Source organism: Ktedonobacterales bacterium (assembly GCA_036557285.1).
GTDB lineage: Bacteria > Chloroflexota > Ktedonobacteria > Ktedonobacterales > DATBGS01 > DATBHW01.
The window spans coordinates 34,511-50,343 of sequence record DATBHW010000017.1 but is presented as its reverse complement, the minus strand read 5'-3'; the positions used below and the strand labels follow the sequence as shown (position 1 = coordinate 50,343).

Here is a 15,833-nt window from a genome sequence, read left to right as displayed (position 1 = left end):
ATAGACAGTGTAGACACTGTAGACAGTCTCAACTCTTCACTTAGCAAAAGAAGTAAGGAGAAGCATACCGATGCTCTTTTTGAGAAGAAGAGAAGCTCTTCAGAACCTCCACTGTCTACAGTGTCTACACTGTCTATAGGGATACAGAGAAATGAGCCAGCCACCCTTCAGGATGAGCCAGCCGCAGGCGCAGACGACGAGCCAGCGCCAGAGGAGACGCCGCTGGACCCTGACGAGCGCGCGCGGCGCGTGGAGCTGCGCCGCCAGCGTCGTCTGCCGCCCGCGCTGCGCCGGAGGCCGGGCGTGACGCCCGCCGAGCATATCGAGACGCTGGACCTGGGCGTGCTGGAGCGCCTCATGCGTATCCCGCAGTGCGCCTTCTCGGAGGAAGCGATCCTCTACGATTCGGCCCGGTTGATGTTTGCCGACAAAGGGAAGCCGCTGGCCGAACGCCGCAGCGCCTGGCGCGATTGGCTGAAGCGGCACGCCCTCTGGCGCAGCGATGCCCCCTGGCAGGACTGGCTGGAGCAGCACGCCGCCGCTGTCGAGGGTGGCAAGCCGGTCCCGCCGCCCCCGCCGCCGCCCGACACCACCCCACTGAGCCGCCAAGATGGCGGCGCTACAGGTGGCCCCACCCCCTTGAGCCGCCAAGATGGCGGCGCTACAAGTGGACGCCTGGAAGGCGGCGCTGCAAGTGGACGCCCCACTCAGCCGGGACGCGCGCGCTCCGGCGAGGTGTGGCCGGTGGCGGGCGAGTGTACCGGCGTCTTCTGCGAGGGCGAATGCGTCTGCGGCGACCACCTCTGCGACGACTGCGGCTGCGAAGCGGGGGCGCTGATTGACGACCATCCCTGGTACTTCGAGCGCCACGAGCCGCGCTCCGGGGCCATCTGCGAATACTGCTTCGCTCCGGCAACGGTGGCCTCGCGTTGGAAGACGCCGCTGTGCGAACGCTGCTGGCTGATTGCCTCGCAGGGTCAGGGCATAGACCCCCGCGCCTATCAGCCGCGCCCCTTTGGTCCCATCCCTGGTGACGACGAGCTTGAGGGCGACGAGGACGAGGAGCCGGGCGAGATGATGTAGGGCCGCAGGAAACCACAGCCGTACCCCGGCTTTCTTTACCGGATGTCCACCAGATCAGCACCAGATCTCCCTACTGTTTGTGCAACCTCTTGCGTATACTCTTGATGAGTGCTTGTGTAGTTTCTTCCGTTCTCTGAGACATTTATCCCTCGCGCCACAAGTACTCTTCTATTGCTGTGATGTGACTGTTTCTGCACACATGGAGGCGCCTGGATGCTTTTCTCGCTTCGCTCAAAGATGAGGTCTGCCCTCCCGTTCCTCACGTTCGCCACCCTGTTGACGACGGTGCTGCTTGGGATGTCCCCAGGGGCCAGCGTCTACGCGGCGGGCGCGCCGACGGCCCACGCGACCACCGGCATACTCACCCGCGCCGGAACGGCGGACCCCATCCATCCTCCGGCCCCCGGACAAGGGGTGGTACCACAGCCTTCTGGCGCGAAGGACGCGCGGTTTGATCATGGGGATGAAGATGCAGGCGGCGGCGCAGGGCAGGGGCCTGTGGCTGCTCCTACCCCGCTGGACGCTCATGGCGCTGGCAAGCTGTTGGCAAACTTCAACGGCGTCAGCAGCCTGGACAGCGCCGTCACCAATTTCGGCGCTGAGTTTGAGCCGCCCGATCAGGGGTTGTGCGTCGGCAATGGATTTATCGTCGAGCCGGTGAACTCCGCGTTCACCATTTATCGCCGCAGCGGCAAGGTGGTTGCTGGCCCCCTCAACGTCAACGTCCTCTTTGACGAAGGGCTGACCGAGTTTACCAGCGACCCGCGCTGCTACTTTGATCCGGCCACACATACCTGGTTTGCGGTCATTCTCTTCATCAACGACAGTTTTGACGCCGCGCGCACCGACATCGCGGTCAACTCGTCGGGCGATCCCACCACGCCCTGGACCGTGTATCATCTCGACGCGACGGACGACGGCGCCAATGGGTCGCCCAGCCATCCTGGCTGCCCCTGCCTGGGCGATCAGCCGCTGCTGGGCATTGACAGCGCGAACCTGTACATCAGCACCAACGAGTTCTCCCTGCTGGGGCCAGAGTTCAACGGGGCGCAAATCTATGCTGTCGCCAAGAAAGACCTGGTTTCCAACTCCAACACGGTGCATTTCGTCCACTTCGATAACCTGAGCATCGGCGGCGATGTGGCGGCTTCGGTGCAGCCAGCCATCAACACCGGCAAGCACGATGGCGATGCTGCCGAATACTTCCTCAACGCGGTGGACCAGGAAGCAGACACCGGCAATCGCCTGGGCGTCTGGGCGCTGACCAATCAGCACGCCGTCGAACACGGGAAAATCCCTACGTTGTCCAGCCTGGTCATCACCTCCGAAGCCTATGGCGTGCCGCCTGGCGCGGTTCAGAAGGGCGCGACGAGCCTGCTGGATACCGGCGATGCCCGCATGCAGCAAGTGCAGTTCATTGATGGGAAGTTGTGGGGTGCGCTGGATACCGTCATCCAACTGCCCAACGACGCCACCCCACGCTCGGGGATCGCCTGGTTTGAGGTGCAGCCGCACCTGAAAGGGCAGACGATTGGTTCGGCGCATATCCGCGATCAGGGCTATGTGGCTGTCGCGGGCAACTATCTGCTCTATCCGGCGATTCAAGCCAGCGCCGAAGGCGTGGTTGCTATCGTTTTCACGCTTTCCGGGGCGGATCACTTCGGCAGCGCGGCCTACGTCGTTCGCTCTGACGACCGCCACGCCTTTGGGCATGTCAAAATCGCGGCGGATGGCGAGGGGCCGTACTTCCGCAGGTCAACCCGCTGGGGCGATTATTCCTGGGCAACCCTTGATCCCAGCGGCAAGAGTTTCTGGCTGGCAACGGAGTATATTCCTCCGCTGGCAAGCCAGACCGTAGATGGTCGGCAAAACTGGGGGACCAGGGTGCTGGAGGTGAGCACCGGGGACTAGCGCAAGCATCTATCCAGACCCCATGCCAGGTGTGAAGACGGCCTGGCATGGGGTTTCCGGCGACTGACCACAGTATCTCTCACCACCAGGCGTGGTCTGGAAGGAGAAAGGAGGTGACAGCAACGTAGCGCGGCGGCCTTTGGCAATGGAGCCAATCAACGCTTCACACAAGAAATAAAGGAGTGAATATGCTGTTGCATCGTCACAAACGGGTCATCCTGTACAGTGTGAGCAGCCTCACGATCCTGGCGCTGCTCCTGGGAGCCTTTGCCCTCATTCCTGGCAACGCACACGCGGCGCCAACCATTACTGGTCAAATCCTCCATTTGACCCCCATCGGCTCGGCATCATTCGATTCAGCGCCGACTGCTACGGACTTCACCACCCAGCCTGACGAGATTGATGCTGCCCTCAACGGTGATGATGAGGACAGCGCGGGTGGCGGTGGCGATGACGAGGAAGCCGGGGTGAACAGAACGGTGCCTGGCGCAACGACCGGGAACGGCAAGCCGGTCAAACCCAATGCCAAGCCCAAATCCAATCCGGTCCTGGGGACCAACTTCGATGGCCTGAACCTCTTTGATCAGCGGTTCGCCAACGGGGGCAATCAGTTCACCGTAGAACCGCCGGATCAGGCGCTGTGCGTAGGGAACGGATTCATTCTGGAGTCGGTCAACGATGTGCTGCGGGTCTATCATACGAATGGTTCGCCCGCGACGGGGGTGATTGACCTCAACACCTTCTATGGGTATCCTGCCGCCATCAACCGCACCACTGGCGCGCGTGGCCCCTCCATCACCGACCCGGTCTGTTTGTACGACCAGGCCATTCAGCGTTTCGTGCATGTCGTCTTAACGCTGGATCATATCGGTACGACGGCCAATCTGAGTGGCACTAATCATCTGGACATCGCGGTAAGCAACACGTCCGACCCGACGCAGGGCTGGACGCTGTTCAAGCTCCCGGTGCAGAATAATGGCACCGAGGGAACGCCCGACCACCACTGCACCAATAACTTCTGCCTGGGCGACTATCCCCACATCGGCGCGGATGCGAATGGCATTTACCTGACCACCAACGAGTTTGCGGTCTTTGGCGCTGGCTTTTTTGGATCGCAGGTCTATGCGATTGGGCATAACGTCCTGACTTCTGGTGTGGGCGGTGTGGTCCTGTTCAACACGCTGGGCGCTGGCCCTGATGGCGCTGGTTTCACCGTCTGGCCGGCACAGTCGCCTGGCAACCAGTTCGACGGGAGTAATGGTGGGACCGAGTTTTTCCTCAGTTCGCGCGCCGTCTTCGATAACGATGGGGTGAGCACCAGCATCCTTCAGTGGACGATGTCCGACACGTCTTCGCTCAATACGGCCAACCCGACGCCGAGCCTGGATGTCACCTCCATTGATGTGGATCAGTATGCTGTGCCGCCGCGAGCGACGCAGCCGGCTGGCAACCGCCCATTAGGCGACTGTATCGCGGATGTGACCATCATGCCGAACTGCAATACAGCCATCGCGGGCATTGCCAGCCACAACAACGCGACCTTCGGCCCGCCCAACGGCAACTTGAACTCCAATGACTCGCGCATGCAGCAGGTTTCCTATGCCAACGGGAAGCTGTGGGGCGCGTTGGATACCGCTGTGGAAGTTGGGGGCGAGATACGGGCTGGTATCGCGTACTACGTGTTCAACCCGCATGCCCACAAGGTTGTCCTGCAAGGGCAGGCTGGTATCGCCGATACCGATATGACGTATCCCGCCATTGGTGTTACCCAGAGCGGGCGTGGGGTGATTGCTTTCACCCTGACCGGTGATAACACGTTCCCGAGCGCCGCTTTTGCTGGACTGGATGCCAAAGTCGGCATGGGGAATGTCCAGATCGCCGCAGCGGGCGCGGGTCCGTGGGATGGCTTCACGAGTTACGTCGTATTCGGCAGCGGGCGTCCGCGTTGGGGTGACTACGGCGCGGCAGCGGTGGTTGGCAACACCATCTGGATTGCTTCCGAGTATGTGGCCCAGACCTGCGACTACACGGCCTATAGGGCTGACCCCACGTGTGGTGGCACACGCGCTCCATTGGGGAACTGGGCGACCCACATCAGTAATGTGACGCCGTAACGCTTTGCTCAGGGGCTTCGGCTGCGCTGCCTCGCCAGGCGGGCCGAATGTCCGGGTTGCTTTCATCATGAACAGAGGGGGCGAACACATTCGCAGTGTTCGCCCCCTCTGTTCTGGCGTCTGGACCACCAGCCTGCCCGCGCTGGAAGGTGTTGCTCTGCGAACGCGGCTCGCAGGCTGCATTGCGGGGCGACGAGGACGCGCTCATTCTTCAGGCGGGTGCAAGCCAACAGCGACCCAAACCTGACGGGCATCCACCAGCACAGAGCGATTGAGTTTCAAGGCAACAACAGTTGCCCGGCCCGTTGGCGTCATCCCAATAACCTGAGTTCCTTCAGGCGTCCAGGTGAAATGCTTGCTCCATCGCTGGGTACGTGGATTGTAGAGGCGCACTACCTCATCGGTGAGCGGGTCTGGCGCCTCTACGCGTTCGCCTTTGTGGTCGTTGCACAGTTTGCACGCTAACCAGAGATTGGATTCGACGGTCAAGCCGCCCCGGCTCTCCGGCACGATATGCTCAATCTCCATTGGCGTGCCGGTAATCGTTTCAGGAGTGAGGCAATAGCCACAGCGATGCCGGGCCTGATCGGCCACGCGGCGGCGGAGTGCTTTAGAAACATATGCCTTGCTCACGGCGTCTGGAGCAGCGGCGTAATATCATGTCCGCGCTGTTTCAGGAGCAAGAGCGCGTGCGAGCGGACGAGCAGCGATTTGTCATACTGGTGCATCAAGACAGCCAGTCGGCGCTTTTCAGCGTCTGTCAGCCGCTCGCCGCGCTGGCGTCTGAAGTGTAACTCCTCGCTCTCGTCAGACTCTTCCTGGGAGAGACGGCTGGCCCGGGCTACCTGCCAGAGCGCCGCATCATCCAGCACAGAAAGCGACGCCACCGCTGCCTGGATGTCAAGAGGAATCGGCTCATCATCCAGCGCCGCTGCTGCCAGCGAGAGCAGTTCATCCTCTATGCTGCGCTGCGCTCCCTCTGCCCGCGCTTTCAACCGCTGATAGAGGTCATCGGGAAAGTTCAATGTCAAACTCTGGTTCGCCATGCCTCGCTCCCCTTTCTCCTCTCCATTGTACCACCAGCCTGCCCGCGCTGGCTGCGCGGTGTTAGCCGCCAGCCGCTTTGCGGCGCTTCAATTCTTCGGTCAGTTGGGGTACGATGGTCAGCGCGTCGCCCACCACGCCGAGATCGGCGGCAGAGAAGATGGGCGCGTTCTCGTCGCGGTTAATCGCCACGATGTACTTCGAGCCTTTCATGCCCGCCAGGTGCTGGATCGCGCCGCTGATGCCGACGGCGATATAGAGGGTGGGTTTGACGGTTTTGCCAGTCTGCCCCACCTGATAGCTGTACGGCACCCATCCGGCGTCAACCACCGCGCGGGTCGCGCCAACCGCGCCGCCCAGGACGTTTGCCAGCGCCTCGACGACTGAGAAGTTTTCGGGCTTGCCCAGCCCGCGCCCGCCGCTGACGATGATCGCCGCGTCTTCGAGTCCCGGCCCTTCGGCGGCCTGCTCGACACGCCGGGTAATGCGCGCCCGCAGCAGTGCGGGATCAATGCTGGCCTGGACCTCTTCAACGGTGGGGGTAATGCCGCTGTGTTCCTCCAGGGCAAACGCCTTTGGCCGGAAGAGGACGAGCTTCGTTCCGTTGTGTACCAGCGTCGCCGTGACGATGTTCTCGCCGCCCCAGGGGACGCTGACGCGCAGTTCGCCGCCGTTGAGCGAGAAGTCAGTGGCGTCGGTAATCAGGCCGCTGCCAAGCATCGGACTCAGGCGCGCGGCCACGTCGCGGCCATCATAGGTGGTGGCAAACAGGAGCAGCGCCGGACGCTGCTGCTCGATCAATGCGCCCAGCGTGGCCGCCGCAGGCATTGCCATATAGTCATCATAGGCCGCGTCGTCGTGGACGTAGACCTTGCTCGCGCCATACGCGCCGAGGGTCGGGGCTGCCGCGCGCGCGCCGGAGCCAAAGACCACTGCCTCCGCCGCGCCTAGCTGGGCGGCTTTGCTCAGCACTTCCAGCGAACCACGAAACGGTTTGCCCTGGTTCAGTTCTACCCATACCCAGATTGTATCCGCCATCATTGCTCTCCTTACCGCGCCATCACTTGAAATTACAGCAATTTATACTGGTCCAGGAAGTCGGCGATTGCCACAGCGGCAGCGCCATCATCTTTGATGACACGTCCGGCGGCTCGCGCCTCTATCTTGGAAACCGAAACGACCCGCTCTTTCGCGCCTGCCTCGCCGACCTCGCTGGCGTTCAGCCCCAGGTCAGCCATGCTCAGGACAGAGAGCGGCTTCTTTTTGGAGGCCATAATGCCCTTCATTGACGGATAACGCGGGGTGTACGCGCCGCTGGCAACGGTGATGACGACAGGGAGTGTTGCCTCGACGACCTGATAGCCGGTGGGGGTGACGCGATGTATCGTGCAGGTATCGCCGTCAATGCTAATTTCACGAGCGAACGTCAGCGCGGGCATCCCCAGCAGTTGAGCGATACCGCCGGGGACCATGCCGGTGTAGCCGTCGGTGCTTTCGGTGGCGCAAATGACCAGATCGGGTTGTTCGCGCCCGATGGCCGCCGCCAGCGCGCGGGCTGTCCCCAGCGAATCCGCGCCAGCCAGCGCCGGATCACTAATGAGAATGGCTCCGTCGGCCCCCATCGCCAGAGTACGCCGCAGCGCCTCCTGGGCGGTTTGCGGTCCCATCGAGACGGCAACCACTTCGCCGCCATGCTTTTCTTGCAGCAGGAGCGCCGCCTCAACCCCGCCTTCGTCGCCGGGGTCCAGCACTAACGAAACGCCGGTGCGCACCAGGCGATTGGTCGCCGGATCAAGCTTACTCACTTCGATATTGGGGTCAGGAATCTGCTTTACGCAGACACATATTTTCACAGTACAACTCTCCCATCATTGTTGGTAGACCCATCTCGGGCCATCTGGTGTATCTTCAATAAGAATACCCGTTTCTTTCAAGGCGTCGCGCAGTTTATCGGCCAGCGCCCAACGCTTTTCACGCCGCAGTTCGCCGCGAATGTCCAGCAGCGTATCAATCACTGAAGCTGGCAGCGGAGGCAGGTCGGCGAATCCAATGGCTTCCAGCGTCTCCTCATCTGCGGCGTGCAACCCGCTGATTCCCAGGCCGCCTTCTCCCTCCTCTTCCTGCTCATCGGCGGGCAGCAGCGATATGAGGGGGGCCGGGCGATACAGGCGCTCCGGGTGGCTGTGCGCTTCGCCGCGCAAGACGGCGAGCGGGAAGGCATCCCCGGTATGATAGACAGCCGGGGGCATGTCTCGACGCAGCAGCGTCAGCGAGCCTCTGCCAATCACGCGCCCTGTCTCAGCGGCGATATTCAGGATGCAGGCGGTGTGTTCGTCAATGCCCAGGATGGTTTCCTGGGCAGGCAGCAAGGACTGGAGCAGCTCGAATCGCTCCTGGCCCATGAAGCAGTGTGAGGTATCGAGTTCTGCCCCGCCCTCTTTATTATTCCAGTGGGGGACAATCGTCAGGTGATAGCCAAAGGGACCAAGCATATCCAGGCCAGAGAGCCAGGAGAGATCAGCGCCAGCCTTAAATATCTCGTAGACTGGCAGGGCGTGCGCGCTCACCGCCAGCACGGCGGCGCTGGAGAAGACCAACGCTGCTCCCTGCGCGTGGCGCTGGCGCACAGCGGCCAGCAGGCGCGAATCTTGTAGTTGGCGAATCATGAAGCCAGGGCTGCCCGCGCCCGCGTAGATGCAGTTGGCGGCTGCGAGCGTTCCGGCTAGCTCAGGGGCGTCAGTATCGTAGGGTCCACCTTTATAACGCGCGTGGACCACCGCTGCTTGAGGCGCAAAGTCTTGCAGGCGATGGGAAACGAAATCAGCCACTTTCTCCGCGACAAGCGTGGCATTGGGTTGAAAGCCAGCCGGTGTCTCAAGGACGGCTACGGATATTGGCCGTTTCAACCTACGAAATACGTTGACAAAGACTTCTCTGCCCAGGGCGGCTGTTTCGCCGGAGCCAAGCAGGGCAATCACGCCGGGTTGTGCAGGAGCACGTTCTTCAGCCATATATGAACTCTTATCCCTTCGCGGCGCTCTCCGCTGACGCTCATGAGCCAGGACATATGCCGCTGCCCTTCCGCATCCCACGCACAATACTCATAGTATAGCCCATCAGGCATATTCAGGGCCATGTCTGTTGCTCATCCCGTTCCACCAAAATGAGGTGTTGGCAAGCGAGACCTGTGACTTGTAGCGCCGCCATCCTGCCTGGCAGGGGGCCACTTGTAGCGCCGCCTTCCAGGCGGCCAACGCTTCGCCCTGGCGCGCGTTCGCCCTCCAGGCCAACGTAGCGGCGGGCCAGCGTTGAGCCGCCAAGATGGCGGCGCTACAAGTGGCTCCCCGATAGGTGGTGGAACCTGCTCATCCTTCCAGGGCCATGTACCGGCCCGTCAGGGGTGTGGAGGCCAGCGGACTGAGATGCGTGATAAAATGGTCTACAGTCATAGAGGCCGCACGGAGTACCCTGAAAATGGTGTCTTGTAGAAGGCAGGAAGGTAGCATGGCTGATCTGGATTTTGGGTTTACGCTCTATCCGGTCGCGCGCGGCGAGGGGCGCGATGTTTCGACCTTGATGGATTATAACCGGCGCTGTCTGCGTTTGCTCTCACCGCGTTTCACCACCGTCTGGGTTGAAGATCACGTTCAATGGGGCGATCAGGCGACGCTGGAATGTTTGACGACGCTCAGCTTTCTGGCGGGTGAGTTTCCTGCGCTGCGTTTTGGCACATTAGTGCTAGGCCAGTCGTATCGCAATCCGGCCCTGACCGCCAAGATGGCCGCGAATCTGCACTATATCACGGGTGGCCGCTTTATTCTGGGCATCGGCGCGGGCTGGAAAGAAGATGAGTATCGCGCTTACGGCTATCCATATCCACCGGCCAGAGTGCGCGTGGCTCAGATGGATGAGGCTATCGAGATTATCCGCAGGCTGTGGAACGATGCCCCGGCCACGTTCAAGGGCGCGCACTATCAGGTCGAGGATGCCTACTGTTCGCCGCGCCCACAGCCTGCTATCCCTTTGATGATTGGTGGCGGCGGCGAACAACTGGTGCTGCGCTCGGTGGCTCGCTACGCTGATTGGTGGAACTATAATTTCTGTACGGCAGAAGCATACGCCCGCAAGCTGGATGTGCTGCATACACGCTGCGCTGAAGAGGGGCGCGACTTTTCGACGATCAGATTGACGTATTACGGCATCGTGAGCCTGCCAACAGACCCGGCCCAGGTGATGAAATCGCAACTGCATGTCATCGGCGGCGCTCCGCAGCAGGTGGCCGAAGAACTGATGGGATTTATCAACCTGGGCGTCAGCCATTTCATGATTCGTTTCAGCGATATTGCCTCGCTGGAACGCTTCAACAGCGAGGTCTTGCCGCTGTTGCCCTGAACAGGCGCGCGCAAGATGGGGCCGCTAGCCCCACCAGATGGCGGGCGCTGGATCGCCAAGATCGGCCAGGGCGGGAATGATGTCTCGCCCAAAGATTTCCAGCGGCTCCAGGGTTGAGACGTTCGGCATACTCAAATTGGCAAGCTGCACGCCAGCTTCTCCCAGGGCGCGCACCTGTTCCAGCGCCTGAGCAGGCGTCAGGCTGCCATCCGCGCCATTGGTGGTGACATGGATACGGCTGTTTGTGGTGCGCAGGATGGCTGCATAGGGGCGGCCTACTTCTTCACAGTGCCGCTTGAGGATCGCTAATTTCTGGCGCTGGGTGTCAGGGTTTCCAAAGGTATTGCAGCCATCGGCGTATTTTGCCACCAGGCGCAGCGTTTTTTGTTCGCCGCTGCCGCCAACCAGGATGGGGATGCGTGGCTGCGAAAGCGGCGCAGGTTTCAAGAGCGGCTCGGCGAGTTGATAATGGCGTCCCTCGTATGGCTCCGCGTTTCCGGCAAACATCTGCTGGGCAATCTGTAAGGTTTCCTCCAGTCGCTCGAAGCGTTCTTTCAGCGGGGGAAAGGCGACCCCCAATCCCTGATGCTCGCGCTCGAACCAGGCCGCGCCAACTCCTAGAAACGCTCTGCCGCCCGAAAGTACGTCAAGGGTGGTTGCCGTTTTGATGAGTACACCAGGATGGCGATAGGTCACGCCAGTGACCATTGTACCCAGGCGCGCTCTTTTCGTAGCGCCTGCCAGGTACGAGAGCGCGCTGTACCCTTCCAGCATCTCCATTTCAGGGGGACCATACGCGCCGATTTGGAAGAAGTGGTCCATCACGGTGATGAAGCTGAAGCCCGCGTCATCGGCAGTGTGCGCGACAGCCGCCAGGCGTTCCTGTAAGGCAGCCGGACCACCCGGCCAGGTGAAATTGGGGATGTGCAATCCGATTCGCATCTCTTGCTCCTCTGTAAGTTCTCGTCTTCCTGGGCGCTGTGCTGACAGCCCTAAAGGTCTTCGATGATGTGTTCTATCTTGAGGCGTATGGTGACTCGCTGCTGTTTGGAGAAGCTTTCGCGGGCCTGCCGCTCGCCCTTTTCCTGACCATGATAGCGTATCGCCAGCCGTTTAATGTCCGGCTGGGCAACTGCCTGATCGTCGTTGAGTTCGACATGCCCGCTGATCGTGACCCAGCGATAGCCATCCAGCACGCAGATTGACGCGCGTTGATCGCGCAGAAGGTTGCGATGTTTCACCCGCCCGGCGGCGGTATTCATCAGGACGGTATCGCCATCGAGGTCATACCACATGGTGGTTTGCTGCGGGGAACCATCTTTGTTGATGGTTGCCAGCGAGGCAAAGCGTGTCTCGCTTAAGAATGCGCGGGCGGCTGGTGTCAATTCTGTCATACGATGCTGCTCCTGAATCGTTTGGATACTGACCAATCCTTCAACGCGAATGAGCGGTTGAGGCTATGGGACGGGAGTTCGAGAGACGGTTTCTGATAGTCGTTCCAGCAGGCGCATCGGGGCGATGGCTTGATGGGTGTGTGTCTGCCCCCGGCTCCTGGCAAGATGAACGAGGTCAGAGGGCGTATCTATATCAAACGCCAGCCCAGGCGCGTGAACCAGATCAACGCGCACTCCACGTTCGGCGGCGGCCTGCTGGTGTCGCTGGAGGCTGTTGGGGCCAAACAAAAAAGGGATGGCTCCGGGCGGGCGTTGAAACAGGGCGTTTGTGCCGGTTGTATCGTGCGCGGGCGCCAGCAGCGCCAGGGGACTCTGCCTGGCCCGCATCCCCCGGGCTATCAACTGCTCAACGGTCGTCGAACATAAGAGCGGAAGATCAGCGGAGACGACCAGTACCGCGTCTGCCCCCTGTGCGCGGCTGTAGGCTGATCCCGCTTCCAGGGCTGCGTTTTGTCCTGTGCTTAGCTCTGGCAAGACCTCAGCCCCCAGGGCGCTGGCCTCCGCCCCTAAAGCGGCATCGGCGGTGACTACCGCTATGCGATCAAGGGTGTGTGCGCCGCGTAAGGCGATCAACACGTCGCGCAGCATTGCCAGGCTCAGGGCGCGGCGCTCGTTGGGACTCAAGACGTGCGCCAGCCGCGTTTTGGCTTGCTCCAGTGTCTTGGCGGGGACGATGGCCCAGGTCGTCATTGAATTGCCGCCAGCGCGGCGCGGGCCAGCGCCTCCTTTTCCGGTAGGCCGCGCATGATGGTATCCATGACCATGACTCGCTGGCCCTGTGCTTCTATGGCCGCTGCCAGCGCGGCGTCTACCTGATCAATAATCAAGACATCAAGGAAATCGCGGTAATAATCAGCGACCCCGCGCGCTGAGACCTCCAGGCCCAGGCCGCTCATCAGCTTATCCGCTGGCCCTTTGATTGTCGCGCCGCCAACGATGGGGCTGATTGCCACGACCGGCGCGGGTGTCTGGCGGAGCGCCGCGCGCACGCCTGGCACCGCGAGAATAGAGCCGATGCTGACAATGGGATTGCTGGGCGCGAGGATGATAGCCTCGGCTTCGGCGATAGCCTCCAGAACGCCAGGCGCTGGATGAGCCGCCTCGATACCGGCGAACTCGACGGTTTGTACGGGATCGCGGGCGTGTCGTTGGACAAGATATTCCTCGAAATGCAGCGAGCCACCTGGGGTGAGGATGCGTGTCGTCACGCGCTCATCGCTCATCGGCAAGAAGCGCGTTTCCAGACTGAGGGAGCGGCGAATCTGGTCGCTGACTTCTGTGAGCGTGCGCCCCTGGTTCAGCAGCAGGGTGCGATGGATATGGGTTGCCAGGTCACGATCACCGAGCAGAAACCAGGGGTCATGTCCATAGCTCTTGAGGGTGTCGAGGCAGTGATAGGTGTCGTTTTGTATACCCCACCCTTGTTTGGGGTCCACCAGCCCGGCCAGGGTATACATGACAATATCCAGATCGGGGGAGATACGCAGGCCATAGAGATCAATATCATCGCCAGTATTGACGATGACGGTAATGGACGCGGGCGGCACAACGCGCGCCAGTCCTTCAAGGAAGCGTGCCGCGCCGACACCACCGGCCAGAGTGACAATCATACTGCGGTTCCTCAATCCCAACGCGCAATGAGCGCCTCGATGGGGCGATGCTCCCGGCGTTTCGATGCCCGGCCAAGATAGCCAAGGGTAATCAAGGCGTGGGGAATAAGCGTCGGGTCTAAATCGAGCGCCTGACAGACGATTTCGGGGCAGAACAAGGGCGCGCACATCCAACCGCTGTCCAGCCCAAGACTCCAGGCGGCCAACATGAGATTTTCTACTGCGGCGCCCAGGCTCTGGATTGCCATGATGGTTTCAGCCTCCTGCCGCCGCGCATCAGGATAGTGGTCGAGTTCTTTCAGGTAGAGGCAGGGGATGATCAGGGCGGGGGCGTGGAGGAGCCGATGCCGGGAAAGCGCCAGACGGCTGTTGATGACCTCTTCAGGCTCCTCATCCATTGCCAGGTTGGCGCGCCAGCTCGCGCCCATCGCGTCCGCCAACTGCTCTTTCAGGTCCGGGCGAGTGAGCACCACAAAGCGCCAGGGCTGCCGACCATGAGGCGAGGGCGCCCACCGCGCCGCTTCCAGAACCTCTTCAATGAGCCGCCTGGGTACTTCACGCTCCTGGTAATGACGCACGCTCTGGCGGCCACGCAAGACGCTCCTCAAATCCTGTGGGCGCTGCTGTTGGGTGGGCGAAGTCATCGCCACACACGTCCTTTCTATCGGAAGAGATCGCTGGCAGGGTCGCGGATGAGACTGCGAGCGTTTCCCTCGGTAGGGGTATAGGCAAAGCCACGAATGAGAGCGACGGGAACCTGATCTGTTTTGCCCATGACGAGTTCAGCGGCGCTGGCAAGTTCATCGGCAACAGCAATCACGCTGACATGCAATTCATAGCCGTAGGGGTCACGCTGGCCGACGTAATCGCGCAGGGGGGCCATGCCGGCAAGGCCAATGGCAAAGTTGACCTGCCCCATCCGCCAGGGCCGCCCGAATGTATCAGAGATGATGACGGCAACACGCGCGCCTGCCCGCTGCGCAAAAACGTCGCACAAGCTGGCTGCCGAGGCATCGGGGTCTTCGGGAAGGAGTGTGAGCAGATGCCCACCCCCGACGTTGGATTCATCCACGCCGGAGTTGGCGCAGATCAGCCCATGTTTTGTTTCGGTAATCAGTACGCCGCGATCCATGCGAACAACACGCCGACTCTGGCGCAGCACCACCTCATAATGGCGCGCATCCTTACGGCCCTGTTGAGCAAGCTCCTGAGCAAAGGCGGAAGGTTCGACGGTTGCAGGGTCTACTATCTGACCTTCCGCTTTGGAAACGATCTTCTGAGTCACCACTACGATGTCATGATTGAGTAAGGGTTCTCCTTGTTGCTCAAGCGCGCCAAGGATTACTGCTGCCAGGTCATCGCCTGGCTCTATTTCACCAATCCCCCGCACTGGGATAATGCGCAACTCCACAAAAGCTGCTCCTTGCGTTCTGGTTGGCTCTTTGACAAAGGCGCTTGCGTCTGCGTGTGACGCGAGGGAAGCGCTCAAACAGTCTGATTTTATCCCCTTTTTCCTCAAAAAGCAATCCGTATTCACCGGGAGATTCCACCACCTAATCGGGGGGCGGCGCTACAAGCAACACGTCTCGCTTGCTAACATCTTATTCAGTATGGCAGGTGCGCGAACAGGCTGGATTCGCGCATGAGGAGTTCAGGCTGAATGCGGCGCTGACCCAGGCAGGCATCACGGCTATTGAAACCGATCTGGCCGAGTTGATCATTCAGCTTGCCGGGGAGTCATCCTCGCATATCCTGGTTCCGGCCATCCACAAGATTCGCGCCCTCTTTCGCCAGACGATTGCGCGGGGCCAGGACTTGACCGATCAGCCCATGTTTTGCGTGATGAGGTCGGGCGGCAGACGCTCCAGTGCATCCGCTGCTCGGCGTGCCTGAATGTCTGCCCGGTGTACGCGCGCGTGGGCGGCCATGCCTATAGTTCGGTCTACCCCCGCTCTCGCTGATACCAGACGCGCATCTGTGTGTGGTACAGGCCAGGCAGATTGTAGACCTCGTGCCGCGGGCGATCACCACCCTGCAAGCAAGTGCGACACGGCCCATTACCTTTATCTCTGGTCCTTCGGCAACCAGCGACATTGAACTGAGCCGCGTTGAGGGCGTGTATGGCCCCCGAATGTTGATCGTGCTGCTCATGATGGACCCCGGCGCGCTGTAGCCCTTCAACACGGCCAGCGCGCCCCTGTTCTTGCATTCTTAGCCAACCCATC

General features: G+C 61.1%; 17 protein-coding genes. 6 read left to right on the top strand and 11 right to left on the bottom strand.

Going from position 1 to position 15,833, the window contains the following annotated elements; genetic code table 11:
* The first annotated feature begins 120 nt into the window (after window positions 1–120).
* From VH599_05885 to VH599_05875, 3 genes are all read left to right on the top strand, one after another.
* Window positions 121–1,083 (top strand): hypothetical protein, encoded by a 963-nt coding sequence (locus tag VH599_05885; GenBank protein HEY7347831.1) that lies wholly within the window; start codon window positions 121–123, stop codon window positions 1,081–1,083.
* Between the two features lie 213 nt (window positions 1,084–1,296).
* A complete protein-coding gene (locus VH599_05880; GenBank protein ID HEY7347830.1) occupies window positions 1,297–2,994 on the top strand; it encodes a hypothetical protein in 1,698 nt (565 codons plus the stop codon).
* A 188-nt stretch (window positions 2,995–3,182) separates the two neighbouring features.
* A complete protein-coding gene (locus VH599_05875) occupies window positions 3,183–5,108 on the top strand; it encodes a hypothetical protein (protein ID HEY7347829.1) in 1,926 nt (641 codons plus the stop codon).
* A gap of 204 nt (window positions 5,109–5,312) precedes the next feature.
* Here VH599_05875 and VH599_05870 read toward each other — a convergent pair whose 3' ends face one another.
* The 5 genes from VH599_05870 to VH599_05850 form a co-directional block, all read right to left on the bottom strand.
* Window positions 5,313–5,741 carry an HNH endonuclease gene (locus tag VH599_05870; GenBank protein HEY7347828.1) on the bottom strand — a complete coding sequence of 143 codons (429 nt, stop codon included), beginning with the start codon at window positions 5,739–5,741 and terminating at the stop codon, window positions 5,313–5,315.
* A complete protein-coding gene (locus tag VH599_05865) occupies window positions 5,738–6,154 on the bottom strand; it encodes a hypothetical protein (protein ID HEY7347827.1) in 417 nt (138 codons plus the stop codon). Before VH599_05865 ends, VH599_05870 begins: the two co-directional genes overlap by 4 nt.
* Window positions 6,155–6,215: 61 nt before the next feature.
* Window positions 6,216–7,193 (bottom strand): electron transfer flavoprotein subunit alpha/FixB family protein, encoded by a 978-nt coding sequence (locus VH599_05860; GenBank protein ID HEY7347826.1) that lies wholly within the window; start codon window positions 7,191–7,193, stop codon window positions 6,216–6,218.
* 29 nt (window positions 7,194–7,222) lie between these two features.
* Window positions 7,223–8,005 (bottom strand): electron transfer flavoprotein subunit beta/FixA family protein, encoded by a 783-nt coding sequence (locus tag VH599_05855; GenBank protein ID HEY7347825.1) that lies wholly within the window; start codon window positions 8,003–8,005, stop codon window positions 7,223–7,225.
* Window positions 8,006–8,020: 15 nt separating this feature from the next.
* The gene (locus tag VH599_05850; protein ID HEY7347824.1) at window positions 8,021–9,163 is read right to left on the bottom strand and encodes a hypothetical protein; all 1,143 of its coding nucleotides are present in this window, start codon (window positions 9,161–9,163) and stop codon (window positions 8,021–8,023) included.
* A 493-nt stretch (window positions 9,164–9,656) separates the two neighbouring features.
* Here VH599_05850 and VH599_05845 point away from each other — a divergent pair, with 493 nt between their 5' ends.
* Window positions 9,657–10,544, top strand: coding sequence for an LLM class flavin-dependent oxidoreductase (locus VH599_05845; protein HEY7347823.1), 888 nt, complete (start codon window positions 9,657–9,659; stop codon window positions 10,542–10,544).
* Between the two features lie 24 nt (window positions 10,545–10,568).
* Here the strand turns inward: VH599_05845 and VH599_05840 are convergent, their stop codons facing one another.
* The 6 genes from VH599_05840 to cofE form a co-directional block, all read right to left on the bottom strand.
* Entirely contained in the window at window positions 10,569–11,486 is a 918-nt protein-coding gene (locus tag VH599_05840; protein HEY7347822.1) for an LLM class F420-dependent oxidoreductase, read from the bottom strand.
* A 50-nt stretch (window positions 11,487–11,536) separates the two neighbouring features.
* Window positions 11,537–11,938, bottom strand: a complete 402-nt coding sequence (locus VH599_05835) for a PPOX class F420-dependent oxidoreductase (protein HEY7347821.1) — start codon at window positions 11,936–11,938, stop codon at window positions 11,537–11,539.
* Window positions 11,939–12,001: 63 nt separating this feature from the next.
* Window positions 12,002–12,688: a 2-phospho-L-lactate guanylyltransferase gene (gene cofC, locus VH599_05830; GenBank protein ID HEY7347820.1), complete on the bottom strand. Its 687-nt coding sequence runs from the start codon at window positions 12,686–12,688 to the stop codon at window positions 12,002–12,004.
* Window positions 12,685–13,608 (bottom strand): 2-phospho-L-lactate transferase, encoded by a 924-nt coding sequence (cofD, locus tag VH599_05825; protein ID HEY7347819.1) that lies wholly within the window; start codon window positions 13,606–13,608, stop codon window positions 12,685–12,687. The genes cofC and cofD overlap by 4 nt, the downstream gene beginning before the upstream one ends.
* A gap of 11 nt (window positions 13,609–13,619) precedes the next feature.
* Window positions 13,620–14,252, bottom strand: coding sequence for a nitroreductase family protein (locus tag VH599_05820; GenBank protein HEY7347818.1), 633 nt, complete (start codon window positions 14,250–14,252; stop codon window positions 13,620–13,622).
* Between the two features lie 17 nt (window positions 14,253–14,269).
* Entirely contained in the window at window positions 14,270–15,019 is a 750-nt protein-coding gene (gene cofE, locus VH599_05815; protein HEY7347817.1) for a coenzyme F420-0:L-glutamate ligase, read from the bottom strand.
* 179 nt (window positions 15,020–15,198) lie between these two features.
* Here cofE and VH599_05810 point away from each other — a divergent pair, with 179 nt between their 5' ends.
* Together VH599_05810 and VH599_05805 are read left to right on the top strand one after the other, a co-directional pair.
* Window positions 15,199–15,501 carry a hypothetical protein gene (locus VH599_05810; protein ID HEY7347816.1) on the top strand — a complete coding sequence of 101 codons (303 nt, stop codon included), beginning with the start codon at window positions 15,199–15,201 and terminating at the stop codon, window positions 15,499–15,501.
* A 64-nt stretch (window positions 15,502–15,565) separates the two neighbouring features.
* Complete coding sequence (locus tag VH599_05805; protein ID HEY7347815.1) at window positions 15,566–15,781, top strand: LUD domain-containing protein; 216 nt, start codon at window positions 15,566–15,568, stop codon at window positions 15,779–15,781.
* Window positions 15,782–15,833 lie beyond the last annotated feature (52 nt).